The organism is Amycolatopsis sp. NPDC004747 (assembly GCF_053601335.1).
This window is the reverse complement of the sequence record NZ_JBSGBQ010000046.1, coordinates 1-25,823: the sequence shown is the minus strand read 5'-3', so window position 1 is coordinate 25,823 and position 25,823 is coordinate 1. Positions and strand designations below refer to the sequence as shown.

At 72.3% G+C, this 25,823-nt stretch carries 19 protein-coding genes; 9 read left to right on the top strand and 10 right to left on the bottom strand.

Annotated features, from left to right (window positions below):
• Positions 1-7 precede the first annotated feature (7 nt).
• The 5 genes from ACWEGE_RS42810 to ACWEGE_RS42790 form a co-directional block, all read right to left on the bottom strand.
• Complete coding sequence (locus ACWEGE_RS42810; protein WP_449666236.1) at positions 8-763, bottom strand: SDR family NAD(P)-dependent oxidoreductase; 756 nt, start codon at positions 761-763, stop codon at positions 8-10.
• Positions 764-836: 73 nt separating this feature from the next.
• Positions 837-2,192 (bottom strand): FAD-binding oxidoreductase, encoded by a 1,356-nt coding sequence (locus ACWEGE_RS42805; RefSeq protein WP_449666235.1) that lies wholly within the window; start codon positions 2,190-2,192, stop codon positions 837-839.
• A gap of 16 nt (positions 2,193-2,208) precedes the next feature.
• Positions 2,209-3,036 (bottom strand): methyltransferase domain-containing protein, encoded by an 828-nt coding sequence (locus ACWEGE_RS42800; RefSeq protein ID WP_449666234.1) that lies wholly within the window; start codon positions 3,034-3,036, stop codon positions 2,209-2,211.
• Between the two features lie 20 nt (positions 3,037-3,056).
• Entirely contained in the window at positions 3,057-4,583 is a 1,527-nt protein-coding gene (locus ACWEGE_RS42795) for a class I SAM-dependent methyltransferase (protein ID WP_449666233.1), read from the bottom strand.
• A gap of 28 nt (positions 4,584-4,611) precedes the next feature.
• Positions 4,612-5,967, bottom strand: a complete 1,356-nt coding sequence (locus ACWEGE_RS42790) for an extracellular solute-binding protein (RefSeq protein WP_449666232.1) — start codon at positions 5,965-5,967, stop codon at positions 4,612-4,614.
• Between the two features lie 253 nt (positions 5,968-6,220).
• Here ACWEGE_RS42790 and ACWEGE_RS42785 point away from each other — a divergent pair, with 253 nt between their 5' ends.
• The 6 genes from ACWEGE_RS42785 (at position 6,221) to ACWEGE_RS42760 (ending at position 15,350) form a co-directional block, all read left to right on the top strand.
• Entirely contained in the window at positions 6,221-7,804 is a 1,584-nt protein-coding gene (locus ACWEGE_RS42785; RefSeq protein WP_449666231.1) for a 4-hydroxyphenylacetate 3-hydroxylase N-terminal domain-containing protein, read from the top strand.
• Positions 7,805-7,842: 38 nt separating this feature from the next.
• A complete protein-coding gene (locus ACWEGE_RS42780; RefSeq protein ID WP_449666230.1) occupies positions 7,843-8,574 on the top strand; it encodes a DUF2306 domain-containing protein in 732 nt (243 codons plus the stop codon).
• 124 nt (positions 8,575-8,698) lie between these two features.
• Positions 8,699-11,887, top strand: coding sequence for a non-ribosomal peptide synthetase (locus ACWEGE_RS42775; RefSeq protein ID WP_449666229.1), 3,189 nt, complete (start codon positions 8,699-8,701; stop codon positions 11,885-11,887).
• The gene (gene cmdF, locus ACWEGE_RS42770; protein WP_449666228.1) at positions 11,887-13,491 is read left to right on the top strand and encodes a tyrosine 2,3-aminomutase; all 1,605 of its coding nucleotides are present in this window, start codon (positions 11,887-11,889) and stop codon (positions 13,489-13,491) included. The genes ACWEGE_RS42775 and cmdF overlap by 1 nt, the downstream gene beginning before the upstream one ends.
• A gap of 103 nt (positions 13,492-13,594) precedes the next feature.
• Entirely contained in the window at positions 13,595-14,830 is a 1,236-nt protein-coding gene (locus ACWEGE_RS42765) for a cytochrome P450 family protein (protein ID WP_449666227.1), read from the top strand.
• 187 nt (positions 14,831-15,017) lie between these two features.
• A complete protein-coding gene (locus ACWEGE_RS42760; RefSeq protein WP_449666226.1) occupies positions 15,018-15,350 on the top strand; it encodes a YciI family protein in 333 nt (110 codons plus the stop codon).
• A 94-nt stretch (positions 15,351-15,444) separates the two neighbouring features.
• On the opposite strand, the gene ACWEGE_RS42755 is transcribed toward ACWEGE_RS42760, so the two are convergent.
• Both ACWEGE_RS42755 and ACWEGE_RS42750 read right to left on the bottom strand, forming a co-directional pair.
• The gene (locus tag ACWEGE_RS42755) at positions 15,445-16,632 is read right to left on the bottom strand and encodes an acyltransferase family protein (RefSeq protein WP_449666225.1); all 1,188 of its coding nucleotides are present in this window, start codon (positions 16,630-16,632) and stop codon (positions 15,445-15,447) included.
• Between the two features lie 217 nt (positions 16,633-16,849).
• Positions 16,850-17,464 (bottom strand): dihydrofolate reductase family protein, encoded by a 615-nt coding sequence (locus ACWEGE_RS42750; RefSeq protein ID WP_449666224.1) that lies wholly within the window; start codon positions 17,462-17,464, stop codon positions 16,850-16,852.
• 517 nt (positions 17,465-17,981) lie between these two features.
• On the opposite strand from ACWEGE_RS42750, the gene ACWEGE_RS42745 reads away from it, so the two are divergent.
• On the top strand, positions 17,982-19,589 hold the full coding sequence (locus tag ACWEGE_RS42745; protein ID WP_449666223.1) for an MFS transporter: 1,608 nt from the start codon (positions 17,982-17,984) through the stop codon (positions 19,587-19,589).
• Between the two features lie 31 nt (positions 19,590-19,620).
• Positions 19,621-20,961: an FAD-binding oxidoreductase gene (locus ACWEGE_RS42740; RefSeq protein ID WP_449666222.1), complete on the top strand. Its 1,341-nt coding sequence runs from the start codon at positions 19,621-19,623 to the stop codon at positions 20,959-20,961.
• A 70-nt stretch (positions 20,962-21,031) separates the two neighbouring features.
• Here the strand turns inward: ACWEGE_RS42740 and ACWEGE_RS42735 are convergent, their stop codons facing one another.
• From ACWEGE_RS42735 to aroF, 3 genes are all read right to left on the bottom strand, one after another.
• Positions 21,032-22,522 carry a multicopper oxidase family protein gene (locus tag ACWEGE_RS42735; RefSeq protein WP_449666221.1) on the bottom strand — a complete coding sequence of 497 codons (1,491 nt, stop codon included), beginning with the start codon at positions 22,520-22,522 and terminating at the stop codon, positions 21,032-21,034.
• 133 nt (positions 22,523-22,655) lie between these two features.
• Entirely contained in the window at positions 22,656-23,834 is a 1,179-nt protein-coding gene (locus ACWEGE_RS42730; protein WP_449666220.1) for an acyl-CoA dehydrogenase family protein, read from the bottom strand.
• Between the two features lie 165 nt (positions 23,835-23,999).
• Positions 24,000-25,028, bottom strand: coding sequence for a 3-deoxy-7-phosphoheptulonate synthase (aroF, locus tag ACWEGE_RS42725; protein ID WP_449666219.1), 1,029 nt, complete (start codon positions 25,026-25,028; stop codon positions 24,000-24,002).
• A 242-nt stretch (positions 25,029-25,270) separates the two neighbouring features.
• On the opposite strand from aroF, the gene ACWEGE_RS42720 reads away from it, so the two are divergent.
• Positions 25,271-25,690: an SgcJ/EcaC family oxidoreductase gene (locus tag ACWEGE_RS42720; protein ID WP_449666218.1), complete on the top strand. Its 420-nt coding sequence runs from the start codon at positions 25,271-25,273 to the stop codon at positions 25,688-25,690.
• The last annotated feature ends 133 nt before the right edge of the window (positions 25,691-25,823 follow it).

Genomic DNA, 25,823 nt, shown 5'->3' with positions numbered 1-25,823 from the left:
TGGCGGGTCAGCCGGGCAGGGAGGTGGTGAGGCCGCCGTCGACGACGAGCTCCTGGCCGGTGATGTAGGCCGCGGCGGCGGAGAGCAGGAACAGCACCGAGTCGGCGATGTCCGACGGCTGCCCGAGCCTGCCGAGCACGACCTGGCTCCGGAAGAACTCCTTCACCTGCTCGTTGCCGCCGGTGATGCCCGCGAACATGTCGGTCTCGACGTGGCCGGGGGTGACGGCGTTGACCCGGATGCCCTGGCCTGCCAGGTCGGCGGCGAAGGTGCGGGCCAGGTTGAGCACGGCGGCCTTGCTGGCGGCGTACACCGTGGCCAGGCTCAGTCCGTTGTGGACGGTCCAGGACGAGTTCAGCACGATCGAGCCGCCCTCGGTCAGCAGCGGGACGGCCTTCTGCACGGTGAAGAACGTGCCCTTGAAGTTCGTCGCGACGACGGCGTCGAAGTCCGCCTCGGTGAGCGCGGTGCCGGGTGCGGACACGCCGATGCCGGCGTTGGCGAAGACGCCGTGGAGCACGCCGAAGCGGTCGGCGATCGCGCTGAAGAGCGCGTCGAGGTCCGCGGTCCGCGAGACGTCGGCCGCTACGGTCAGCACGGTCGCGTCGGCGCCGAGTTCCTTCTTCGCCAGCGACAGCCGTTCGGCGTCCCGCCCGGCGAGCACGACCGCTCCGCCGCCCGCCACCAGCTTCTTCGCGGTGGCCAGCCCGATCCCGCTGCCGCCGCCCGTAATCAAGTAGGTCTTGCCTGCGAAGTCAGTCATGGCTCTATGGTCACCGACCCTGCCTCGTGCGGACGTCTTCCGGTTTGCGCTCCTCGGAGTACACAGTGGACGGTCAGGTCAGCGCGGTCGCGCCGGGCGAGACGTCGCCGAGGAACATGCCCCGCGGGTCGACGCGCCGCCGGACGCGGTCGAGCACGCGCACCCGCTCGGCGTCCAGGTGGCCCTGCGGTTGCGCGAAGTTCTCGACGAACGTCGGTGCGGTGCGGCCGGTGTCCCACGGCGCCAGCGCCGCGCGGACGTGCGCGCAGTGCGCCGCGATCGCCGCTTCCGCCGCCGGGCCGTCCGGGACGCCCGCCCCGAGGTAGGCGAACCCGGCGTCGAGGTGGCCGAGCGCGCCGGCGTCCGGCGGCGCCGCGGCCAGCGCCCCGCCCAGCTGCCGCAGTTCGGCGCTGATCAGCGGGGACCCCGAGCCGGGCCCGGTGACCCGGAGGAACTCCGCCGCGGCCGCGTCGCCGAGCTCGGTCAGCAGCAGGTGGTCCCCACACATCGGCAGCGGGTCGACCGGGTCCATGTGCGTGTGCGGCACGGCTTCGGGGCCCGCTTCCGCCCAGGTGTCGGCGATCGGTGCCGCGACGGCCCGCAACGGGCCGAGCAGGTCGCCGGTGATCCGCGCGGCCCGCGCCCGGTCCGCGGGCGTGCGGGCCAGCACCGCGCCGTCCACGCACACGACGGGCCCGGCCCGCAGCTCGAGCGGGATCTCCGGGACGTCCGGCAGGTTCAGCACCTGGAAGGCCGTGGTCGCCTCGACGGGCGCCACCTCCGCCCACTTCCGCCAGGCGCCGAGCAGCTCCCCGGCGTGCGCGGCGGACCAGAACGCCGCTCCCGTGTGGACACTCGCGCACGCGAACAGCGCGACCTCCACCGCGGTGACCACCCCGAAGCCGCCGCCACCGCCCCGCAGGGCCCAGAACAGCTCGGGGTCGGTCACGGCGTCCACCCGGCGAAGCTCGCCGGCGGCGTCGACGAGCTCGATCGCGCGCACGCTGTTGACGGCCAGCCCCACCGCGCGGCCGTAGAAGCTCACGCCGCCGCGCAGCAGGTACCCCACCGCGCCGACGGTGGGCGAGGACCCGTGCGCCACCGCGAGCCCGTGCGGGGCCGCGGCGTCGACGACCTCCGCCCACCGGGTCCCCGCCGGGATCCGCGCGACCCGGCGGACGGGGTCGACGATGACCCCGCCGTCGAGCGCGGTGCGCACCAGGACCGCACCGTCCATCGGCCGGGCGGTGGCGGCGGCGTGCCCGGTCGAGATGACCCGGACCGGGCGGCCGTCCGTCCGGGCCCAGCGGACCGCCGCCCGCACGCGGCCGGCCGTCCGGGCGGTGGTGGCGACGGCCGGGTACACCGGCGCGGCCAGGTTGAACACCGCGGTCGCGGCGGCGTAGTCCTCGTCACGGGTGGGCGGCATCGGTGCTCCTCCCCGCTCAGGCGAGCGGCTTGTGCGCGCTGACGATCGCGTAGCCGATCCGCTCGGGTCCCGGGGCGAGGAAGTAGCCGAGGCCTTCCTTGAGACCCGGGACGATGTCGGCCCCGAACTTCGCCGCGAGCCGGTCACGGGCCTGCTCCGCGGAGTCGAGGTACTTCGACGGCATCCCGAACACGCGCGGACCGCACTGGGTGTACTCGCCGACGCCGAAGCCGGCCGCGGTCAGCGCGTCGATCCACTCCGCCAGCCGCGGTGGCCGGTTGATGTGGATGGTCGCCGCGAACTCCGCCGCGCTCCCCTCGTCCATCGCACCCTCGAGGGTGTAGTCCGCGACGGAGATCCGCCCGCCGGGCCGCAGCACGCGGAACAGCTCGGTGAGCACCTTGCCGAGGTCCGGCGCGCACTGCAGCGACTCGATGGCGAGCACCGCGTCGAACGAACCGTCCGGGTAGGACAGTGCGGAGTAGTCGCCGAGCTCGACGCGCACGCGGTCGCCGACGCCTGCCGCTTCGATCTTCCGGTTCCCCTCGGCGACTTCGTAGCCGCTGACGGTGATGCCGGTGACGTGCGCGCCGGTCTCCTGGGCGAGCAGGATCGCCGGCGCGCCGAGGCCGCACCCGGCGTCGAGCAGCCGCTCGCCCGGGCGCAGGCCGAGGGTCGCCCCGACCTTGCGGGTGATGCGCTGGGCGGCTTCGGCCAGTGGTGTGTCGTCCTGCTCGCCGTACCAGTACGACATGTGGACCTGGCCGTCGTTGAGCGTGTTCGAGATCGGCGACGACTCGTCGTAGCTGCGCCCGACGTCGATCGGGTTGATGGATTCGGCCATGGTTTTCCTCGCTCCCGGAGTCAGGCCACGCGCTCGGCGGTGACGAACACGAACGAGCCGGGCGTCCGCTCGGTGCGGATCACCAGGCCCGCGTCCTTCAGCCACGTCTTGATCAGCTCGAGCTCGAACAGCTCGATGCCCTTCGGGCTTCCGGGCATGATGTGCGCGTGCTGGAAGTACCGGTTGATCCGGTCCTCCGGCCAGCGGAAGGTCAGCAGCGTGAACACGCCGCCCGGGCGCAGCACCCGGCCGATTTCGGCGACCGCCTTGCCGGGGTCCGGGATGGCCTGCAGCGCGTTCCAGCAGTTGACCGCGCCGAGCGAAGCGTCCTCGAACGGCAGGTTGAGCGCGCTGGCCAGCACCGCGGGCACCGACGGCAGCCTGGTGCGCATCCCGGCCAGCATCGGGGCGAGGACGTCGAGGGCGATCAGCCGCTCGGTCCCCACCGCCTCGGCGACGATCTCGGTCCACCGGCCGGCCCCGGCCGCGAGGTCGAGCACCGGGCCCTCGGCGCCGGCGAGCTCCTGGCGGATGTAGTCGTCCTCGTCGGCGGGCGAGACGTCGCCACCCCAGTTGGTGCCCATCACGCGGAGGAACGCGGGCCGCAGAACGGCTTCGTACCAGGTGCCGATGCCCTCCATCGCGGCCGCGCCCTGCAGGACGTCGTCGTCGGAGTGGGCGCTGCCCGCGGCCACGGTGAAGTCGGCGATGCCACCGGAGAGCGGGTAGGTCGTCGAGCAGCCGTCGCAGCGCACGGATGCCTCGAACGTCAGCTTCGACGAGCAGTTCGGACACCGCAGCTCGGTGCCGTGGTGGGCGAACGCGGCGGGCGGGAGCTCGGCGGGAGCGCCGGACGGCGGTTCGCGCCGGGGGCTGGTGTCCTCGACCAGGGTCGGGCGGCCGTGCTGCACGGCCCAGTAGGCCTTGGCACCGGAGTAGGCCAGCACCGACTGCGTGTCGGCGTTCCACCCCTCGGTGACCTGCTCCCGCGGCAGCGCGTCGATCCAGCCGCGGTCGAAGGCGCGCTCGCGCTCGGTCAGCGCCCACTCCCACGGCGACGGCCAGCACCGGCCCAGCACCGCGGTCTCGTGGACGAGCGGCTCGAGGCAGCGCTCCAGCCGGGTCCGGTCGTCCGGGTCGATGTCGAGCCCGGCGACGGCGGCGAGCACCCGGTCGCGCTCCTGCGGCAGGTGGGCGAGCAGGTAGAGCAGGGCGAGGGCGAGCGGGTCGCCCTTCGCGCAGCCCGCCAGCCGCTCGAGGTAGCCGCCGGTCCCCTGCGCGATCGCCGCCGTCAGCTCGCCGCCGAAGCCGGGACTGTCCGCTTCGGCCAGCAGCCCGAGCAGCACGGCCAGGTAGCCGGCGTGCGCGTCGTCCGCCTCGCCGAACGCCGCGACGATCCCGGGCACCGCGGGCAGCGCCGCCGCCGTCGCGGCGCCGTCGTTCCACAGCGCGCCGGCCAGCCGCCGGAACTCGCCGTCCAGGCGGTCCGGCCCGGCCTCGGCGAACGAGGCCACCAGTGCGGCGGCCGTCGGGGTGGGCTCACTCATCGACAACGTCCTTTCTCGGTAGGCGGCGTCAGCCGACCCGGAAGCAGTTCGATCCCCACGGACCCGGCTCGGCGCCGGTCACCTGCGCGGTGTAGTGGTCGAGCAGCCGCTGCGCCTCGGCGTTCGCCTGCCGGAACCGCTCGGCGGGCTCGGCGCCGGTGGTCAGCACGTCGTGCATCGCCCAGGTGAGCACCTCTTGGATGCCCGCGAAGTCGCCCAGCAGCGCGCCGAGCGCGCCCGGCGAGCCGTCGCCCGCCGCGAGCTGGTCGACCGCGACCTGGTGGTGCGGGTTCTCGGCGAACCAGCCCTCGCTTTCCAGCAGGGCGATCGCGGACTCCGTGACCGGCATGAAACCGGTGAACTTGTGGCGCGCGGCGGCGTTCTCCGCGGTGCCGATGTACTGGAGGAAGGCGAGCGCGCCGTCCTGCGTCCGCTCGTCGAGCCCGCGCGTCAGCCACAGGGCGTCGCCGCCGATGACGTTGCCCGCGTAGCCGGTCTCGCCGTTGTACGGGGTCCGCCCGGCCTGAACGGCGAACCCGTTGTCCCGCCCGGCCTGGACCATCTGGTCCGCCTGGACCGAGGTGCTCAGCACGAACGCGACGCGCTGGTCGGCGAAGGCCTGGTAGTTGTTCTCCCACGCTTCGGCCGTCCGCGGCCCGGAGGCCGGCACGCCGGGGTACAGGAAGTGGCCGTCGCGCTGCAGCTGCCGCCACCACTCGACGTAGGCCAGCAGCTCCGAAGAGACCAGGTCCACCGTCGACGGCCGGCCGCTGCGGCCGTTTTCGGCGCCGGAGAGGAACCCGCCCTGGCAGGCCACGCCCTGCTGGAAGAACCAGCCGTGGTTGGGCCAGGTGATCCCGTGCGACGGGCCGCCGGGCACCGCCGCGACCGCCCGGCACGCCGTCTCCACCTCGGCCCAGGTTTGCGGCAGGGCGGTGACCCCCGCGCGTTCCAGGACCGTGGTGTTGGCGTACAGGATCGTCGTCGAGGTCAGCGGCGGCACCGCGGCCGCCACGCCGTCGAACGTGTAGAACTCCCGCGCGGTCCGGACGGTGTCGCCGAGGACGACCGGGTGGCCGAGGATTTCCCGCCGTCCGGCGATGGCCGTTTCGATCGGCGTGAACAGCGGCTCGCCGTCCCGCGTGCGCAGGTCCCTGGCCAGCTGCGTCGAGGTGTAGAACAGCTGCGCGACGGCGGGCTGGCGGCCCTCCTGCGCGGCGTGGAACAGTTCCGTCGGCAGCTTGAGGAAGTCGAGGCCGCGGATGACGACCTCGTAGTCCGGGTGCAGCGCGTTGAACGTCTCCGCCTGTTTCTTCGTCTCGGCCAGCAGCCGCGGGATGACCGGGTACTCCGGCAGCCAGACCTCGATGACGACCTTCTCCACTGCCGCGTCCTCCCGTGGTGTCGGCACACCGCCGTCTGTCGCATGTGGACGGTCCGGGAAACGGGCACCGGACCGGGCAACCTGGTCATCATCGCACCGCGCCCGGCACCGGGGTCGTCTTCTGGACTGCCTTCCCCCGGACCAACGCGGCACGGAGGAAGAGGTCGGCGGCGACGGCCGGTGCGAGCATGAAACCCGGCCCGGCGCCCCATGTCCGTGACGCGCGGGGCCTGACCCCGGGAGGACGAACTCGATGGCCGACCAGCAGAACGCCCGTGCCGAGAACGCCGGCTCCCGGCGGGTGACCCGCCCGTTCACGGGGGCCGAATACCTGGAGAGCCTGCGCGACGACCGCGAGGTCTACCTCTACGGCGAGCGGGTCAAGGACGTCACCGCGCACCCGGCGTTCCACAACCCCGCGCGGATGACCGCAAGGCTCTACGACGCGCTGCACGACCCCGCGCTGCAGCCCGAGCTCGTGGGGCCGACCGACACCGGCAGCGACGGGTACACCCACCGCTTCTTCACCGCGTCGCACTCGGTGGACGACATGGTCGCCGACCAGAAGGCGATCGCCGCGTGGGCCCGGCTCAGCTACGGCTGGATGGGCCGCAGTCCCGACTACAAGGCGTCCTTCCTCGGCACGCTCGGCGCGAACGCCGAGTTCTACGCCCCCTTCTCCGACAACGCCCGGCGCTGGTACCGCGAGTCGCAGGAGAAGGTCCTCTTCTGGAACCACGCGATCGTGCACCCGCCGGTCGACCGGAGCCGCCCGCCGGACGAGGTCGCCGACGTCTTCGTGCACGTGGAGAAGGAGACCGACGGCGGGCTGATCGTCAGCGGCGCCAAGGTGGTGGCGACCGGATCCGCGCTGACGCACTACAACTTCATCGCCCACTACGGCGTGCCGATCAAGAAGAAGGAGTTCGCGCTCGTCGCGACCATCCCGATGGGTGCGCCGGGCATGAAGCTGATCTGCCGTCCGTCCTACGGGGCGCAGGCCGCGGTGATGGGCAGCCCGTTCGACTACCCGCTCTCGTCCCGGCTGGACGAGAACGACACGATCCTGGTGCTGGACAAGGTGTTCATCCCGTGGGAGAACGTCTTCATCTACGGCGACCTCGGCAAGGTCCAGATGTTCACCGGCCGGTCCGGCTTCCCCGAGCGGTTCACCTTCCACGGCTGCACCCGGCTCGCGGTGAAGCTGGAGTTCATCGCCGGCCTGCTGGCCAAGGCCCTCGAGATCACCGGGGTGCAGGACTTCCGCGGGGTGCAGACCCGGCTCGGCGAAGTGCTGGCGTGGCGCAACCTGTTCTGGGGCCTGTCCGACGCCGCCGCGCGCAACCCGGTGCCCTGGCACGACGGCGCGCTGCTGCCGAACCCGGACTACGGCATGGCCTACCGCTGGTTCATGCAGCTGGGGTACCCGCGGATCAAGGAGATCATCCAGCAGGACATCGCGAGCGGCCTGATCTACCTCAACTCCTCCGCCGAGGACTTCGCCAACCCCGACGTCCGCCCCTACCTGGACAAGTACGTCCGCGGCTCGAACGGCGTCGAGGCGGTCGACCGGGTGAAGGTGATGAAGCTGCTCTGGGACGCCACCGGCACCGAGTTCGGCGGGCGGCACGAGCTCTACGAGCGCAACTACTCCGGCAACCACGAGAACACGCGGGTGGAGCTGCTGTTCTCGCAGATGGCTTCCGGGCAGCTGGACTCCTACAAGGCGTTCGTCGACACCTGTCTCGGCGAGTACGACCTGGACGGCTGGACCGTGCCCGACCTCTCGTCGTTCTCCGGCATCCGGCAGTTCCGCAACGGCCTGCTCAACGGCTAGCGCCCGCTTCACCCGCACCCACCACGAAGGAAAGCCCTATGACGCACAACCTCGAGCCGGCCCGCGGCACCCGGCCGGTCACCACCCTCACCCCGCCGCCGAAGTCCTGGTGGCGCAGCTGGCAGCTGTGGCTCGGCGTGCTGGCGGTGCTGATCGTGTTCAACGCGATCTACGCGCTGCCGCGCTACCTCAGCGGCGACCCCGCGCAGGTCCGGATCCTGCTGGACCAGAACGTTTCGCTGCACTACCCGCTGGTCGTCGCGCACGTGGTGACCGGGAACATCGCCATGGTCACGCTGTTCTTCCAGCTGTGGCCCTGGCTGCGGCGCAACCACCCGCGGTTCCACCGGATCAGCGGGCGCGTGCACATCTTCGCCGGTGCGCTGCCGTCGGCGCTCTTCGGGTTCGCGATGCTGTTCCTGCGCCCCGGCCCGGCCGGCAGCCTCGGCCTCGCCCTCGCCGCCACGGGCTGGATCTTCACGATCCTGATCGCACTCAAGCGAGCCCGCCAGCGCCGGATCGCCGAACACCGCCGCTGGATGGTCTACAGCTTCGCCTTCGCGCTGTCCACGAGCTGGGGCCGGATCGTGTTCGTGCTGATGACGGTGATCCCCGGGTTCACGATCAGCGACGCCGTGCTGACCGACTTCGCGAACTGGGCGAGCTGGGTGGTCAACCTCCTGGTCGCGCACTGGTGGCTCGAGCGTTCGGCGCGCCGCCGCCGTCAGCGGACCGGCCGGTCCTCCGAGGAGTTCCTCCGCGCCGCCTGAACGAACCCCCGCGAAACGGCGGTGCCCGGTCCCCGGTGCACCGCCGTTTTCCGTTGTGCGCCAACAGTTCGGGACGCACAGGATGAGTAGCTCGTTGCCGCGGGCCAAAACCAGAATGGTGGTCATGGCCGATCGCGAGCGCACCCGGATCCCCCGGATCCGCCAGTCCCCCGAGCCGCCGATCGCCCCGCTCCAGGCCGCGCAGTGGTACACCGCCCGGCTGGAACCGGCTTCGGCGACGGGTCACGTGTGCCGCGCCTACCGGCTGACCGGCTCCCTCGACGTGGCCGCGCTGCAGGCGGCGTGGCGCCACCTCGCCCGGCGACACCCGGCCCTGCGGACGCGGTTCCCGGACGAGGCCGGGATCCCCGAGGCCCGGCTGGTGGACGACCACGACCCGCTTTCGGTGGTGGACCTGACGGCCGCCCCGGACGGGGTGGCGGGCGTCGCCGCCTGGGTGGCCGGCCGCCCGTTCGACCTCGCCGCCGCACCGCCGGTCCGGCTCACCGTGCTGCGCACCGGGCGGGCCGAGCAGGTCTTCGTGCTGGTGCTGCACCGGATCGTGGCGGACGAGCGGTCGGTGCCCGCCCTGCTGGCCGAGCTGTCCACCTGGTACGCCGCCGCGCTCGGCGAGGGGACGGCCACCGCCGCGCTGCCCGCCACGGCCGGCTTCCGCGCCGCGCAGCCGTCCGCCCGGCTCCGGGCGGACGCGGGGCCGGCGGCGGTCCCGCCGCCGCTGGCGCTCCCGGCCGACCGGACCCGCCCGGCCGGCCCCGCCCCGGCCGCCGGCGTCGTGCCGTTCGACTGGCGCGGGGACCCCGGCCTGCCGCTGGCCGGGTTCGCCCGCGACGCGGGCACCACGCCGGCCCGGGTGCTGCTGGCGGCGTTCCTCGTCCTGCTGCACCGCCACAGCGGCCAGGACCGGTTGCCGGTGGGACTGCCGGTGCCGGTCGGCCCGGGCGCCGGGCCCGATCCCGCGATCGGGCCGTTCACCAACGTCGTCGTACTGACGGCCGACCTGGGCGGGCAGCCGGACTTCGCGACCGTCGTCGCCCGGGTCGACGAAGCCGCGCGCGAAGCGCTGGCGCGGCGGGAGGTTCCGTTCGCCGACGTCGTCCGCGCGGTGGCTCCGGACCGCGACCCGCGCCGCACCCCGCTGCACGACGTGACCTTCACCGCCATCGAACCCGAGCCCGGCCCCCGGTTCGTCGGCCTGACCGCCGAGCCGGTCCCCGTCCACCGCGGTGCGCTGGCGACCGACCTGGCCCTCTCCGCCGACGGGACGCCGTCCGGTTTCCTCGAGTACCGGACCGCGCTGTTCGACGCCGAAACCGCTCGCACGCTGGTCGCCCAGCTGCACACGCTGCTCGTCGCGGCGATCGCCGAACCCGGCCGCGAGGTGGCCGCCCTGCCGCTCGACGACGAAGCCGTCCGGAGCGCGATCGCCCGCGAAAGCGACCGGATCGCCGACGGGCCGCCCGCCGGCGCGCCGCTGGACCACGCCGTGGCCCGCCGGGCCGCCGGGACACCCGCCGCGCCGGCCGTGGTGTTCGAGGGCGAGTCGGTGACCTACGGCGAGCTGGACGCGCTGACGAACGCGATCACCGCCCGGCTGCGTGCGGCCGGGGTCCGGCCCGGCGCGGCCGTGGCGGTGCGCGTCTCGGCGGGAGCGCGCCGCTACGCCGCCGTGCTCGCGGTCTTCCGGGCGGGCGCCCACGTGGTCTGGTTCGGCACCGGCGACGCGGGTGAGCGCGGCCGCTCCGTGCTCGACGACCTGCGCCCGGTGTGCCTCGTCCTCGACGCCGACCCCGCCACCGACCCGCTGGCCGGCTGGTTCCGCTCCGCCCGCGACGGCCGCATCGTCGACGTCACCTCCCTCGAGCCGCTGCCCGCCGCCACGGCCGTCCCGGAGGAGCCCGCGGCCCTCACCGATCTCGCGTATGTGGCGTACACGTCCGGATCGACCGGCCGTCCGAAGGGAATCCCGCAGACGCACGGCGCGCTCGTCCAGTTCGGCGGCTGGCTGGCCGAGGAGTTCCGGATCGGCCCCGGCGCCCGGCTCGCCCAGTGGGTCACCCCGGAGCACGACCCGGCGATCACCGAGGTCGCGGCGGCGTTCCTCGGCGGGGCGACGCTGTACCCGCTGACGGAGCTGCTCCGCGCCCACCCGGAAAAGCTCGCCCGGTGGCTGGCCGCGGAACGGATCACCCACCTGCAGACGGTGCCCAGCTTCGCCCGCGAAGTCCTGCGGGCGATCGAGGAGCTGCCCGTCGACGGCCGCCCGGCGCTGGACCACCTGCTGCTCATGGGCGAAGCGGTCACCGGTGAGCTCGTCGAGCGGCTGCGCGCGGCGCTGCCCGCCACCCGGATCGTCAACATCTACGGCCCGACCGAGACGGTCGCGGGCACCTGGCACGAGGCCACCGCCCCCGACCGGGCGAACGTGGCGATCGGGAAGCCGATCCCGGGCCGGGCGGTGGTCCTGCTCGACGACGAAGACCGCCCGTGTCCCACCGGGGTGACCGGCAACATCGTCATCCGGACCCCGTTCGTCACGCCCGGCTACGTCGGCCACGCGGCCGGGAACACCGCGCCGTTCCGGCCCGTCGGCGAAGCCGCGGCGGAGCCGGCCGGGCCGTGGCGGCCGGGCTGGTACCGCACCGGCGACCTCGGCAGGCGGCTGCCCGACGGCAGCTACGAGTTCCGCGGTCGCAAGGACTTCCAGGTCAAGCTCTTCGGCAACCGCGTCGAGCTCACCGAGATCGAGGACGCCCTCGCCGCCGAAAGCTCGGTCGCCGAGTGCGCGGTGGTGCCCGCGGCCGACTCGGGCGGGCTGGTCACCCGGCTCGTCTGCCACGTCGTCCCCCGCGAAGCCGGCGGCGGCGCGCCCCGCGCCTGGCGGGCGCACCTGCGCCGCCGGTTCGGCGGCATCCCCATGCCGCTGACGTTCGTGGTCACCGGCGGGCCGCTGCCCCGCAACCTCGCGGGCAAGATCGACCGGCACCGGCTCCCGCCACCGCCGGCCACGGCCGACGACCACGTGCCGACACCGGTCGAAACCGCGCTCGCCGGGCTCTGGGCCGAACTGCTGCCCGGCCGCCCCCGCGCGGGCGCGGACGACACCTTCTTCACCGCGGGCGGCCACTCGCTCCTCGTTCCCGTGCTGGCGGCCGAGATCCACCGCCGGTTCGGGACCGCCCTCTCCGTCTGGGACCTGGTGTCGACGCCGTCGCTGGCCGGCATGGCGGCGGCGATCGAAGCCGGCAACGGCCCCGCTGTCCGAGAAAACCCGAAGAACAAGGAGTTCAGCTGATGACCCTGGTCGAGAACACCCAACCGGTGGAGTTCGACGGTGACCACTTGGACATCGAGGACGTCCGCCGGGTCGCCGAGACGGGCACGCCGGTCCGCGTGGCGCCGTCGGCGATCCAGCGGGCGGCGAAGAGCCGGGCCATGTTCGAAGACATCGTCAGCCAGGAAATCCCGATCTACGGGGTCACCACCGGCTACGGCGAGATGATCTACATGCAGGTGGGCACGGACAAGGAAGTGGAGCTGCAGACCAACCTGGTGCGCAGCCACAGCGCCGGCGTCGGCCCGCTGTTCTCCGAGGTCGAGGCGCGGGCGATCCTGTCCGCGCGGCTCAACGCGCTGGCCAAGGGCCACTCCGCGGTGCGGCCGGAGATCCTGGAGCGCCTCGCGCTGTACCTCAACGAGGGGCTCATCCCGGCGATCCCCGAGGTCGGCTCGCTCGGGGCGAGCGGCGACCTCGCCCCGCTGGCGCACATCGCCAGCACCGTGATCGGCGAGGGCTACCTGCTCCGCGACGGCAAGGCCGTGCCGACGGGGCCGGTCCTGCGCGAGCGCGGCATCGAGCCGCTCGAGCTGCGGTTCAAGGAGGGCCTGGCCCTGATCAACGGCACCTCGGCGATGACCGGCCTCGGCTCGCTCGTCGTGGCGCGCGCCCTCCAGCAGGCCCGGCACGCCGAGATCGTCGCGGCGCTGGCGATCGAGACCGTCCGCGGCTCGACCAGCCCGTTCCTCGCCGAGGGCCACGACATCGCCAAGCCGCACCAGGGCCAGATCGACTCGGCCGCGAACATGCGGGCGCTGATGGCGGGTAGCGGGCTCACCGTCGAGCACGCGGACCTGCGCCGCCAGGTCGCGGAGAGCAAGGAGGGCGACGGCAGCGTCCAGCGCTCGAAGCTGTACCTGCAGAAGGCGTACTCGATGCGGTGCATCCCGCAGGTGATCGGCGCGGTCCGCGACACGCTGTACCACGCCGGCACCAAGCTGCGCATCGAGCTGAACTCGGCCAACGACAACCCGCTGTTCTTCGAAGGCCAGGAGATCTTCCACGGTGCGAACTTCCACGGCCAGCCGATCGCGTTCGCGATGGACTTCGTCGGGATCGCGCTGACCCAGCTGGGCGTGCTGTCCGAGCGGCGGACCAACCGGCTGCTCAACCGGCACCTGTCCTACGGCCTGCCGGAGTTCCTGGTCGCGGGCGAGCCCGGGCTCAACAGCGGCTTCGCGGGTGCGCAGTACCCGGCGACCGCGCTGGTCGCCGAGAACCGCACGATCGGCGTGGCCAGCACGCAGAGCGTGCCGTCCAACGCGGACAACCAGGACGTCGTCAGCATGGGCCTGATCGCGGCCCGCAACGCCCGCCGGATCCTGCAGAACAACGACCGCATCCTGGCCGTGGAGTTCCTCGCCGCCGCGCAGGCGGTCGACCTCTCCGGCCGCTACGACGGGCTCAGCCCGGCGGGCAAGCTCACCCACGACACGATCCGCGCCCTGGTCCCGACCCTGGACCGCGACCGGTTCATGAGCGACGACATCGAGAAGGTCGCCGCCGCGCTGGCGCGCAACGAGCTCGCCGACACCCTCGCGGCCGGCGTCGACCTGCGCTGAGGCGCTCCCCCCGGCCGTGCGCCGGGCCGCCGTCCCCGGCCTGCGGGGGCGGCGGCCCGGCCCGGCGGTTTTCCGCGGCGCCGCCGCACGAGTTGGAGGAACCATGAACGACCGTCCCCACGTCCTCGACCGGTTCGGCCGGGACGTCCACGCGGAAGGCGCGCTGCTGCGCGCCCAAGGCCCGATCACGCGGATCGAACTGCCCGGCGGGGTGCTCGCCTGGTCGGTCACCGGCTACGAAGCGGGCCGGAAGATCCTCTCCGACCCCCGGTTCTCGAAGAACCCCCGCGAGCACTGGACCGCCTACGTCAACGGGGAGATCGGCGTCGACTTCCCGCTGATCGGCTGGGTCCTGATGGAGAACCTGACCACCGCGCACGGCCGGGACCACACCCGGCTGCGCAAGCTGACCGCCTCGGCGTTCACGCCGCGGCGCGTCGAAGGCGTGCGGCCTTCGGTGCAGCAGATCGCCGACACCCTGCTGGACAACCTGTTCGACCCCGCGGCGCCCGGGCCCGCGGACCTCAAGGCCCGCTTCGCCCAGCCGCTGGCGGCCCAGGTGATCTGCGACCTGTTCGGCGTGCCCGAGCAGGACCGCGCCGAGATGCTGCGCGGCTACCAGGTGAACGTCGACACGACCATCAGCCCCGAAGAAGCGGCCGCGAACGTCGCGCAGTGGCACCGGGAGATGCAGGCGTTCATCGACTCCAAGCGGGCCAACCCGGGAGACGACCTCACCACCGACCTGATCGCCGCGCGCGACGAGGGTTCCCGGCTCAGCGACGCCGAGCTCGTCGACACGCTGCACCTGCTGCTCGCCACCGGCACCGAGCCGGTGATGAACCTGATCACGAACGCCGTGCACGTGCTGCTCCAGCGGCCGGACCAGCTCGAGCTCGTGCGGTCCGGGCGCGTCGGCTGGGCCGAGGTGATCGAGGAGACGCTGCGGGTCGAGGCACCGGTGGCGCACCTGCCCTTCCGGTTCGCGGTCGAGGACGTCGAGGTCGACGGCTTCGTCGTCCCGAAGGGCGAGCCGATCCTGATGAACTTCGCGGCGATGGGCCGCGACGCCGAACGCAACGGCGCCGACGCCCACGAGTTCGACGTCACGCGAACGGGCGGCGAACACCTTTCCTTCGGCCACGGGGTGTACCGCTGCATCGGTATGCCGCTGGCCAGGATGGAAGCCGAGATCGCCCTTTCTTCGCTGTTCGAGCGATTCCCCGGGCTGACGCTCGCGGTGGCGCCCGACGCCGTCGCACCGCAGGGCACGTTCATCATGAACGGCCGGGAATCCCTGCCCGTGCACCGGTCCCAGGCCGGCGCGGCCGCGGCCTGAGCGACGCCGACGCCCTCGCCGGAATCCCGGCGAGGGCGTTTTGCCGCGCACAATTGACCGCAACTCCCAAAATGCTCTTCTTCCGGCGGCACCCGCCCCGGCGCATTCGATTGTCGTACGCTAGCCTTGGAATTACCGGCACCACGACCGGAAAATCAATTTCCCGACACCGGAAGGTGGAGACGTCATGGCTATGTTCGCCATCCTGATCTACGAAGACTTCGGCCCCGGCGGCTGGGCCGACGCGCCGGCCGAGGTGCTCGAGGCGCACGGTGGCTTCGCCGCGAAGGTCGAGGAGCTCGGCGGCAAGGTGATCGAGGGCCAGGCGCTGCTGGAGACCCCGCAGGCCAAGTCGATCCGCGGCGGCGAGGTGTCCGACGGCCCGTACGTCGACACCAAGGAGGAACTGCTGGCCTACAACGTGGTCGAGGCCCGCGACCTGGACCACGCCGTCGAGATCGCCAAGTTCTGCCCGGTCTCCAAGGACGGCGGCGTCGAGGTCCGGCCGGTGCTGGCCTGATCCGCGCCGTGCGCGCGCGAAGGAGCCGGGTTCACCCCGCTGCGCCCAGCGGGGTGAACCCGGCTCTCCCGGCGAAGGCCGGGACTTTCCGGGTTCAGGCGGGCGAAACCCCGTCCCGCGGACGGCGAGCCCGCGCCCACCGGCGCATGATGGGCCGTTCCACGAAGGTGAAGAGCAGCCCGCCCAGCAGGACGGAGAGCCCGAGCGTGCCGGCGAGGAAGAGCAGCGCGACCGGCGTGCTCCACGGCACGTGCTCGTACATCCCGTACCCGGGCAGCTGGCCGCCGTTGAGCAAGGCCTGCGTGGTGAACAGCACGACGAGCTGGACGACGAAGAACGCGTACGAGCTCTCGCCCAGCCAGCCCATCACCGGCGTCCGCAGGAACGACTTGCGCCCGGCGGCCTCCCGCACCGCGATCGACGCGGCCAGCAGGCCCAGCGGCAGCGGGTAGAAGGCGGCGTACTTGAACAGCGGCGGCACGAACAAGGTGAGCGCGTACACCGCGACGGTCAGCAGGGCCGCCGGTGCGACGCCGAGCCGGATCCAGCGGCCCTCGCGCACCACCCGGGCCAGGAGCATGCCGGCGACGAACTCCGGGATGCGCGCCAGCGGCAGGAACGCGACGATCCACTGCTGCATCCACGGCAGCCCCGGGATGTTGAAGCTTTCGCCGGTGCCCGGCACCAGCAGCATGGTCAGCGCCGGGATCAGCAGCGACGTCCCGGCGGCGCCGAACACCCACGCCCAGAGCCGCTCCGGGCGGATGCGCGCGACCCCGCGCACGATCAGCGGGAAGCTCGCGTAGAACAGCAGCTCGACCCCGAGGGTCCAGGTGACGCCGTTGACGGTGTAGATCACGAAGTCCGGGTCGGGCGCCCACGGCTGGACGAGGAACAGGTTGGCGATCGCGGGTCCGATGTGGACGACCTCGCCGGAGGCGAAGAGCAGGCTGATGGCGACCGCGAAGACGATCAGGTGGTTCGGCACGATCTTGAAGAACCGCCGCCGCCAGAACGCCGTCGCGGTGTCGCCGGGCCGGTGGACCCAGGTGAGCACGAACCCGCTCAGCACGAAGAAGAACGAAACACCGAGCGCGCCCACGTTGCCGCCGAGGAACTCGTAGCCGTGCTCGATGGACTGGTTGGCGAACAGGCCGAGGTACTGGCCGTGGTCGAGGAAGACCAGGAAGGCGGCGAAGAACCGGAGCCCCGTCAGCGAGGGGATCCGGGCCGGCGGTCTCTCCACCACGTCGAGGTGCGCCGCATCGCGGATGACGGTCATGGTGACCACTTTCGTTCGGGGGACTCGGGAAGCCTGCGCGAGCGCGAGGCCGTGCCACTATGTCAGCCGCCCCTAGAGTGATGATGGATCACACGAGCGCACTCGATCCACTACGATGAGCAACCGGATTTCGTTACCCGGCAACCCATTTGCCCGATTCCACCCGAATTTCGAACGCCATCCGGTCCACTGTGGATCACGCAGGGAGCCGTTCGGCTCAGCCGCGCACCACCCGCAGCCGCAGGTGCGTCACGCCCGGCGTCTCGACCACCGCCGTCCGCTCCAGCCGCACGGCCGGGTCGGCGTCCTCGAACAACCGGCGCCCGCCGCCGAGGAACAGGTGCACGAGGTGCAGCTGGATCTCGTCGACCACCCCGGCCCGCAGCGCCTGCCGGAAGACGTCCGCACCGCCAAGGAGCGCCACATCCCGCTCGCCCGCCACCGCTTTCGCCTCGGCGACCACCGCGACGACGTCGCCCGCGACGAACGTGAACGTGGTGTCCGCCTTGACCAGCGGGGCGCGCTCCTCGTGCGTCAGCACGAAGACCGGCATCCGGAACGGCGGCTCGGCACCCCAGTGCGGCTCGCCGTTGGCGAACATGCGCCGGCCCATCACCACCGCGCCCGCGCGGGCGAGCGACTCTTCGACCAGGTCCTCGGCCGGCTCGTGCGCGCCGCCCGCCAGGCCGTGCCGGGCCCGCCAGCCCGCCAGTTCGTAGAGCCATTCGTGCAGCCGCTCGCCGCCGTCGCCGAGCGGCACCTCGGGCCCGTCACCCGGCCCGGCGACGAATCCGTCGAGGGACACCGAAATATCGAAGGTTGTCGCAGGCATTTCTCTCCCGGGTGCCGGATCCGGCCGGCCGGACGGACCAGTTCAGTCCACTGTGGATTGTGCGGGGAACGGGGCGGGGTGCACGCCTCCCGGCGCCACGATAGCAAGAGCACGAAGGGACAAGGAGACTCCGAGCGGACTACCGGGCCGCGGACCCGAGCCACTCGAACCGGTGAATTATCCGAATTCACCCGCGTTTCCGCTGGACAGGCCATTCGCGACCCCCGGCCGCGGAAGCGGTTCCCGGGCGCCGGCCACATCGGACGTCCGCAATTTCGAAGATGTACCTGCCGTGACCGATCGATACAGTTTCGAATGCGAGGCGTAGTGCACCCATCGGGCGGTCAGCCCGGCCGGCGGAGGCGCGGCGGGCTCGACCCAACACCCGCCGATTAGGCCGAACGAGTGAATCCGGACCGGCTCGCGGCTCGGATGTCCGGAACCCCCCGGCCGCTCCGACTTCGTCGTAAAGGCATCCGAACGGCTACCGGAACGTGTTACGACAGAGGGAGAAACCGTGCAAGAGCGCACAGACGCCGGCCAGAGCCTGCGAGCGGGGCGGCGAGAATGGATCGGGCTGGCGGTGCTGGCGCTGCCGACACTGCTCATCGCCCTCGACATCGGCGTGCTGTTCCTGGCCCTGCCGCACCTGAGCGCGGACCTGGGCGCGACCGGCACCGAGCAGCTGTGGATCACCGACACCTACGGCTTCCTGCTGGCCGGCTTCCTGATCACGATGGGCGGGCTCGGCGACCGGATCGGGCGGCGCAAGCTGCTGCTGATCGGGGCCGCGATGTTCGGCCTGGCGTCGGTCCTGGCCGCCTACTCCACGACGCCGGAGATGCTGATCGGGGCCCGGGCGCTGCTGGGCATCGCGGGCGCGACCCTCGGCCCGTCCACCCTGGCGCTGATCAGCAACATGTTCCGCGACGACCGCCAGCGCGGGATCGCGATCTCGCTGTGGGGCGCCTGCCAGTTCGGCGGCTCCGCACTCGGCCCGGTGATCGGCGGCGTGATGCTGGCCCACTTCTGGTGGGGTTCGGTGTTCCTGCTCGGCGTGCCGGTGATGGTGCTGCTGCTGGTGGTCGGCCCGATCCTGCTGCCCGAGTACCGCGCCCCGGGTGCCGGGCGCATCGACCTGGTCAGCGTGCTGCTTTCGCTGCTGGCGATCCTGCCGATCGTCTACGGCATCAAGGAGCTCGCCGCCGGGAGCAGCGGCGCGGTCGTCCCGTCGCTGGCGATCGTGGTGGGCCTGGCCATGGGGACGCTCTTCCTGCGGCGCCAGCGCACGCTGGAGCACCCGCTGGTCGACCTCAGCCTGTTCCGCCGTCCCACCCTGGGCGTCGTGCTGTGCGCGATGACCGTCGGGTCCGGTGCCTTCGCCGGCGCCAGCCTGCTGACCAGCCAGTTCGTCCAGAGCGTCGCCGGCCTCAGCCCCGGCATCGCCGGCCTGTGGCAGGCGCCGACCGGCATCGGCATCGCCGCGGGCGTGCTGCTCGCCCCGTCGCTGGTCAAGCGGTTCAAGCCGGCCACGGCGATCGCCTTCGGCATGGCGACGTCGGTGCTCGGGATGGTGCTGCTGGCGCTCTCCGACAGCGGCAGCGGCCCGGTCTACGTCGTCGTGTGCATCACGCTCGTCGCCTTCGGCGTCGGCCCGCTGTTCGCGCTCGGCACGGGCATCGTCGTCGGGTCCGCGCCGCCGGAGAAGGCCGGCTCGGCCGCGTCGCTGTCGGAGACGAGCAACGTCTTCGGCTCCACCCTCGGCCTCGCCGTGCTCGGCACCGTCGGCACCGCGATCTACCGCAACCTGTTCACGGCCGAGGTCCCCAAGGACGTCCCGGCGGGTGCGGTCGACACCGCCCGCGAGACCATCGGCGGCGCGACCGTCGCGGCCGGGCAGCTGCCCGCGCCGCAGGGTGACGGCCTGTTCGCCGCCGCCCGCGACGCCTTCACCAGCGGCATGAACGTGGTCGCCGTCGTCGGTGCCGTCCTGATCGTCGGCATGGGCGTGCTCGTCCACCGCTCGCTGACCAGGGCCGCCCGCTCCGCCACCGTCCCCGAGCAGGTCGTCAACGCCGACGACGTCACCACCGCAACCGAGGTACCGGCGAAGGCCGGCAACTGAGTCGGCCCCACGCCCGAGAGAAAGAAGAGAAATGGAATCCGCGGCTTTCGCCGAGCTCGCCCAGACCGTCACCGGCGCCGTCGTGCTCCCCGGCGACGACGCCTACGCCGAGCTCAGCAAGACCTTCGTGCACCAGGGCAGCCCCGCTGTCATCGTCAGCTGCACCGGCCAGGAGGACGTGCGCGCCGCCCTGCGGTTCGCCCGTGACAACGGGCTCGAGATCGCGGTGCGCAGCAGCGGCCACAGCGGCGCCGGCTTCAGCACCAACGACGGCGGCCTGGTCATCGACCTCTCGCCGATCAACCACGTCGAGGTCGTCGACGCCGAAACCGGGCTCGTCCGGCTCGGCAGCGGCGCGCGCTGGGTCGAGGTCGGCTCGGTGCTGACCGAGCACCACCTGGCCATCTCCTCCGGCGACACCACCAGCGTCGCGGTGGGCGGGCTGCTGCTCGGCGGCGGCATCGGCTGGCTGGTGCGCAAGCACGGCCTCGCCATCGACAGCGTCCAGGCGGCCGACGTCGTGACCGCCGACGGCGAGTTCCTCCGCGCCAGCGCCGAGGAGAACCCGGACCTGTTCTGGGCGATCCGCGGCGGCGGCGGCAACTTCGGCGTCGTGACGTCGTTCGAGATCGTCGCGCGGCCGCTCGAGGGCATCGTGGTCGGCAAGCTCGTGTTCCCGACCGACCAGGCGGCGCAGGTCGTCCGCGGCTGGACCGCCGCGATGGCCACCGCCCCGCGGGAGCTGACCACGACGATCGCGCGCTTCCCGTCCTTCGGCGACACCCCGCCGCCACTGTTCCTCAACATCTGCTTCGCGGGCACGGACGTCGAGGCCGCGGAGCGGGCGATCGCGCCGCTGCTGGAGATCGGCGACGTGCTGGACAAGGAACTGCGGCCGGCGACCTACCCGGAGGTCCTCGAGGACGCGTCCGACCTGCCCGAGGGCTGGCTGCCGCGGGCGATGAACCGGTTCGTCCCGGAGCCCACGGACGCGTTCGCGACCTCGGTGATCGCGGCGATCGAGAAGCTGGACACGATGTACCTGGAGCTGCGCAGCCTCGGCGGCGCACTGGGCGACGTCCCGGCCGGCGCGACCGCGTTCGCCCACCGCGACGCCCAGGTGATGGTCAACGTGGCCAACCTCGGCACGGCGGCGGAGAACGTCGAGCGGACCCCGCAGTTCGACGGGTTCTGGGCCGAGATCGCCCCGTTCACCTCGGGCGCGTACTGCAACCTGATCAGCGAGATCCACGAGGACGACCTCAAGCAGTCCTACCCGGCGGCCACCTACGCCCGCCTGGCCGAGCTGAAGGCGAAGTACGACCCGCAGAACGTGTTCAAGCGCAACGTGAACATCGTCCCGCAGTCCTGACGCCCGCGGCACACCAAAGGGCCGCCGCCACGCTTTCCGCGTGGCGGCGGCCCTTTCGGTGTTCCGGTTCTCAGGCCACGACTTCCAGCTGCGCCATCATCCCGAGCGAGGAGTGCTCGAGGAAGTGGCAGTGGAACATGTACTTGCCGAGGTAGTCGTTGAACGTCGCCTGCAGCCGGACCGTCTCGCCCGGTGCCACCTGCACCGTGTCCTTCAGGCCGGCGTCGTCCGGGCGCAGCGGGTTGCCGCCGCGGTCGAGCACCCGGAAGCTCGTCTGGTGCAGGTGGAACGTGTGGTTGGCCCCGATCGCGCCGTCGCCGTTGGTGACGCGCCAGATCTCCGTGCTGCCCCGCTTCACCGTGAAGTCCACCCGGTTGGCGTCGAACGGCTTGCCGTCCATCATGCCGACCGGCAGTTCGCCGGAGAGGTCGAAGCTCATCGAGACGTCCCGCGTCACGGCCGGCGTGGGCAGGGCCGGCAGCGGCCGCAGCCGGTCCGGCACGCGGCTGCCGTCCACGGCACGGCGGACGACGTCGAAGCGCACCAGCGGGCCGGCCGCGGCGTCGACGAGGAGCACCTGGCTGCCGACCGGGTACTTCGCGAAGTCCACCACCACCTCGGTCCGCTCCGCCGAGCCGATGACCACCTCGGTGCGCGGCACCGGAGCGGGCAGCAGGCCGCCGTCGCTGGCGATCTGGACGAGCTGGCCGGTCTGCCCGCCGCTCTCGACGTGCAGCTTCAGCTCGCGTTCGTTGCTGCTGTTGAGCAGGCGGAAGCGGTACTTGCGCGCCGCGACCGGGAAGTACGGCTGGGCCTTGCCGTTGGCCAGCACCGCGGGCCGCCCGTCGAGGTCTTCGAACAGGTTGAACACGAGCTTGCCGGTCTCGTCCACGTTGGCGTCGCGCAGGGCGATCGGGACGTCGTAGGCCCCGCCGGGCAGCCCCAGGTAGGTCTCGGCGTCGTCGTCGACGAGGTAGAAGCCGTGCAGTCCCAGGTAGACGTTCTCGGCTTCGGTGTGGTGGCTGTGGTCGTGGTACCAGAGGGTGGCCCCGCGCTGCTGGTTCGGGTAGTCGTAGACCCGCGAACCGCCCGGCTGGATGAGGTCCATCGGGTAGCCGTCGCTCGCCGCCGGGGTGTGCCCGCCGTGCAGGTGGACGTTCGCCGGCACGTCGAGGCGGTTCTCGAAGGCGACGCGCACCGGGCGACCGGTCCTGGCCCGGATGGTGGGCCCGACGAACCCGCCGCCGAACGTGCGCACCGCGGTGGGGCTGCCGGGCAGGATCTCCGTGGTGGCCGCCTGCAGCGGCAGCCGGTAGACGTCCACACCGCCGGAGGTCTGGACCGGTTGCAGCACCGGCGGCACCGGCATCGCGACCGTCCACGGCGTGAACGTGGCGTGGGTCGCCGTGCGGGCCGCGGGCGCGCCGTGCAGGCGGGCGGGCGCGTGCGGCGCGGCGGGCGCACCGGCGGCCGAAGACCCCCGGGGCAGCGCCAGTCCCGCCGCGCCCGCGACCACGCCGGCCCCCAGCGCCAGCGCGCCTCTTCGACTCAAGAACGTCATCTTCACTCTCCCCTTCACGGAGCAGGCCGGGCCGCGCGGGGCACGCCCCGGCGGTCCGGCCTGCTGATCGGTCTGCACTGCCCCCCGGCGGCGCCGCATCCGTCCTGTTCGGACGGACGAGCGGCGCGGCCGGTCAGAGGTAGACGGTGTTCGGCTCGAGACCGCACAGGATGCGGCCGTAGAGCTCCAGGTTGGTGTTCGGGTGCATGATCGCGTGCAGGTTGACCGTCTGGATGTCGCGTTCGATGCGCTGGATCGGCACCGACGTGTACACCGACGAACCACCGCTCGCGGTGTTCAGGATGTCCACCGCTTCCTTGGCCCGCTGGGCCACCGCGCCCATGTGCAGCCGGACGCGGGCGCGCTCCTCGATCGTCCACTCGGCGGCCGGGCCCTTGGTGTCCAGCATTTCCGCGGCGGCGAAGGCGTGGAAGCCCGCTTCGTCGATCTTGGTGGTCGCCTCGGCGACCTGCAGGTGCGTCAGCGGTGCCTCGGCCTGGCTCTCGTAGCTGGTGTAGCTGATCTTGCGGCCGGGCAGGCGCTCGAAGAACGCGTCCTTGGCCGCCTTCGCCAGGCCCAGCGCGGCCGCGCTCACCGTGGTGCACGCGGTCGGCATGAACGGGGCCTGGTAGATCGCCGAGCCCGCGTTGGTCTTCGACGCGATCTGCCCGCCCAGCACCGGGCCCATCTGCAGGACGCGGCTCTCCGGGATGAACAGGTCCTGGGCGATCGTGCTGACGCTGCCCGAGCCGCGCAGGCCCGAGGTGTACCAGTCGTCGACGACCATCAGGTCCGACAGCGGGATCGCGACCATGATCGGCGCGAACCCGCCGTCCGGCAGGGCCAGCACGGCGGCGTTGGTGTTCCACGCGCTGTGCTGGGCGCCGGAGTTGAACGCCCACTTGCCGTTGAGGACGACGCCACCCTCGGTGGGCTGCGCGACCGCGGTGGGGCTCAGGATGCCGGTGATCCGGACGTCCGGCGTCGCGAAGATCTCGTCCTGGACCTCGTCCGGGAACAGCCCGGCCATCCAGGTGCTGATCGACCAGACCGCGACGACCCACGCGTGGGAGCCGTCACCGCGGCCGAGCTCGGCGAGCACGTCGACGACCGTGCTCATGTCGGATTCGTAGCCACCGTAACGCTTCGGCACGCGCATCTTCAGGATGCCGGCGTCGGTCAGCGCCTCGATGGTCTCGTCCGGCAGGCGCCGGTCCTCTTCGGCCCTGGACGCGTTCTTCTTGAGCAGCGGCACCAGTTCGGACGCCCGGCGAACGAGCTCTTCCCGCGACGGCACCTCGGTGTTCGACATGGATTCTCCTCGGAAACAGCGGCAGGCGATCAACCCCACGGACCGCGTTTTACCCGTGCCCTCCGACCCTCGCAGCCGGCGGCGCCCGGCGCATCTTCCGTACTGCGATCCGAATTCCCTTGTCCGGCAAGGAATTCCGCAACACAGAAGAGAAGCCGGGTGGCTTCAGCTCGCCCGCCGCAACGGACGCGGCGGCCCGCTTCGGCCGGTGAACGCGGTCAGCTCGCGCAGCTCGGCCGACAGCTGCCGCAGGTCGTCGGCGACGAGGGCCTGGGGCCCGTCGCACAGCGCCTCGGCCGGCCGGGGGTGGACGTCGACGAGCACGCCGTCCGCGCCGACCGCCACCGCGGCCCGCGACAACGGCAGCACCAGGTCGCGGCGGCCGCCGGAGTGCGACGGGTCGACCATCACCGGCAGGTGCGAAAGCGACTGCACGACGGGCACCGCCGAGATGTCGAGGGTGTTGCGCGTGGCCGGTTCGAACGTGCGGATGCCGCGCTCGCACAGGACGATGTCGAGGTTGCCGCCCTGGGCGATGTACTCGGCGGCCATCAGCCACTCGTCGATGGTGGCGTTCATCCCGCGCTTGAGCAGCACCGGCTTCCCCGCCGCGCCGACCGCCTGCAGCAGCCCGAAGTTCTGCATGTTCCGGGTGCCGACCTGCAGCATGTCCGCGTAGGCGGCGACCATTTCGACGTCCTGGGCGGCCACCACCTCGGTGACCACCGGCAGGCCGGTCTCGGCGCGGACGTCGGCGAGGATGCGCAGCCCCAGCTCACCCAGCCCCTGGAAGGCGTACGGCGACGTGCGCGGCTTGAACGCGCCGCCGCGCAGCAGGCCCGCGCCGGCCGCCTTCGCCATCCGGGCCGCCTCCAGCGTCTGGTCCGGCGTCTCCACGGCGCACGGACCGGCGATCAGCGTGACGGTGTCCGGGCCGATCGGGACGCCCCGCACGAACACCGTGGACCGCGAGCTGTGGTGCTCCCGGCTGACGAGCTTGTACTTGGCGGAGATGCGGTTGACGCTGTGCACCCCGCTCATCGCCGCCAGGTTGAGCGTTTCCAGCCGTTCGATGTCCCCGATCAGCCCGACGATCGTCCGGCTCACGCCGCGGCTGACGAAGGCTTCGCCCCCGGCCTTGCCGACGAGCTCGACGATCGCCTCGACGTCGGCGGCACTGGCGTGCGCAGCCATGACGATGACCATGTTTCCGATCCCTCCGGTGCTCCGGCGGTGCGGCCGGCCGGTGCCGGCAGATCCATGCTCCCGCTGCCCGCACCTGGTCACGTCTTCGCGGTTGCGCACCCCGCCCGGTGCTGGACCGCGGGAAAACGTTGTACCCCAACACTTTCGCGCAATCGAGCGGTAGCAGCGCCGGTCGCGGCCCGCTTACGCTCGACGGGCCCGCGCCCCACCCGAGGAAGAGGGATCCCGGTATGTCCACCAGCAATGGCACGTCCACCGTCGCCACCGAACAGGCCGCCGTCGCCGCCGTCCCGCAGCGGATCATCGAAGCGTGGGCCGGAAACGACGCCGAAGCCTTCGCCGCGGCCTTCACCGAGGACGGCACCATGGCCCTGCCCGGCGGCGTCTTCGTCAAGGGCCGCGACGGCATCAAGGCGTTCATGGGCGCCGGCTACGCGGGCCCGTACAAGGGCACCCGCGTCCACGGCGAGCCGGTCGACCTGAAGTTCCTCGGCAAGGAGGCGGCCGTCGTCATCACCGTCGGCGGCGTGCTCGCCCCCGGTGAGACCGAGGTCAGCCCGGCCCGCCAGGTCCGCGCGATCTGGGTGCTGGCCAAGCAGGACGGCGAATGGCTGATCGCCGCGTACCAGAACACCCCGATCGAGCTCTGACGCCGAACACGGAAAGGCCACCTGGCGGGTCCCGCCAGGTGGCCTTTCCGTGTTCGGTTGTAAGGGGGGGGCGAGCAGGCCCCCCCGCCCCGCGAATCCGACCAACAGGAGGAGCGCACCCGAAAACAACCGG

Excerpts from the sequence above, each read along its gene's own strand:
- ACWEGE_RS42785 (WP_449666231.1), top strand. The coding sequence starts at position 6,221 with ATGGCCGACCAGCAGAACGCCCGTGCCGAGAACGCCGGCTCCCGGCGG.
- ACWEGE_RS42810 (WP_449666236.1), bottom strand. The coding sequence starts at position 763 with ATGACTGACTTCGCAGGCAAGACCTACTTGATTACGGGCGGCGGCAGC.
- ACWEGE_RS42765 (WP_449666227.1), top strand. The coding sequence starts at position 13,595 with ATGAACGACCGTCCCCACGTCCTCGACCGGTTCGGCCGGGACGTCCAC.
- ACWEGE_RS42760 (WP_449666226.1), top strand. The coding sequence starts at position 15,018 with ATGGCTATGTTCGCCATCCTGATCTACGAAGACTTCGGCCCCGGCGGC.
- ACWEGE_RS42730 (WP_449666220.1), bottom strand. The coding sequence starts at position 23,834 with ATGTCGAACACCGAGGTGCCGTCGCGGGAAGAGCTCGTTCGCCGGGCG.
- ACWEGE_RS42740 (WP_449666222.1), top strand. The coding sequence starts at position 19,621 with ATGGAATCCGCGGCTTTCGCCGAGCTCGCCCAGACCGTCACCGGCGCC.
- aroF (WP_449666219.1), bottom strand. The coding sequence starts at position 25,028 with ATGGCTGCGCACGCCAGTGCCGCCGACGTCGAGGCGATCGTCGAGCTC.
- ACWEGE_RS42795 (WP_449666233.1), bottom strand. The coding sequence starts at position 4,583 with ATGAGTGAGCCCACCCCGACGGCCGCCGCACTGGTGGCCTCGTTCGCC.
- ACWEGE_RS42780 (WP_449666230.1), top strand. The coding sequence starts at position 7,843 with ATGACGCACAACCTCGAGCCGGCCCGCGGCACCCGGCCGGTCACCACC.
- ACWEGE_RS42800 (WP_449666234.1), bottom strand. The coding sequence starts at position 3,036 with ATGGCCGAATCCATCAACCCGATCGACGTCGGGCGCAGCTACGACGAG.
- ACWEGE_RS42720 (WP_449666218.1), top strand. The coding sequence starts at position 25,271 with ATGTCCACCAGCAATGGCACGTCCACCGTCGCCACCGAACAGGCCGCC.
- ACWEGE_RS42775 (WP_449666229.1), top strand. The coding sequence starts at position 8,699 with ATGGCCGATCGCGAGCGCACCCGGATCCCCCGGATCCGCCAGTCCCCC.
- ACWEGE_RS42750 (WP_449666224.1), bottom strand. The coding sequence starts at position 17,464 with ATGCCTGCGACAACCTTCGATATTTCGGTGTCCCTCGACGGATTCGTC.
- ACWEGE_RS42755 (WP_449666225.1), bottom strand. The coding sequence starts at position 16,632 with ATGACCGTCATCCGCGATGCGGCGCACCTCGACGTGGTGGAGAGACCG.
- ACWEGE_RS42805 (WP_449666235.1), bottom strand. The coding sequence starts at position 2,192 with ATGCCGCCCACCCGTGACGAGGACTACGCCGCCGCGACCGCGGTGTTC.
- ACWEGE_RS42735 (WP_449666221.1), bottom strand. The coding sequence starts at position 22,522 with ATGACGTTCTTGAGTCGAAGAGGCGCGCTGGCGCTGGGGGCCGGCGTG.
- cmdF (WP_449666228.1), top strand. The coding sequence starts at position 11,887 with ATGACCCTGGTCGAGAACACCCAACCGGTGGAGTTCGACGGTGACCAC.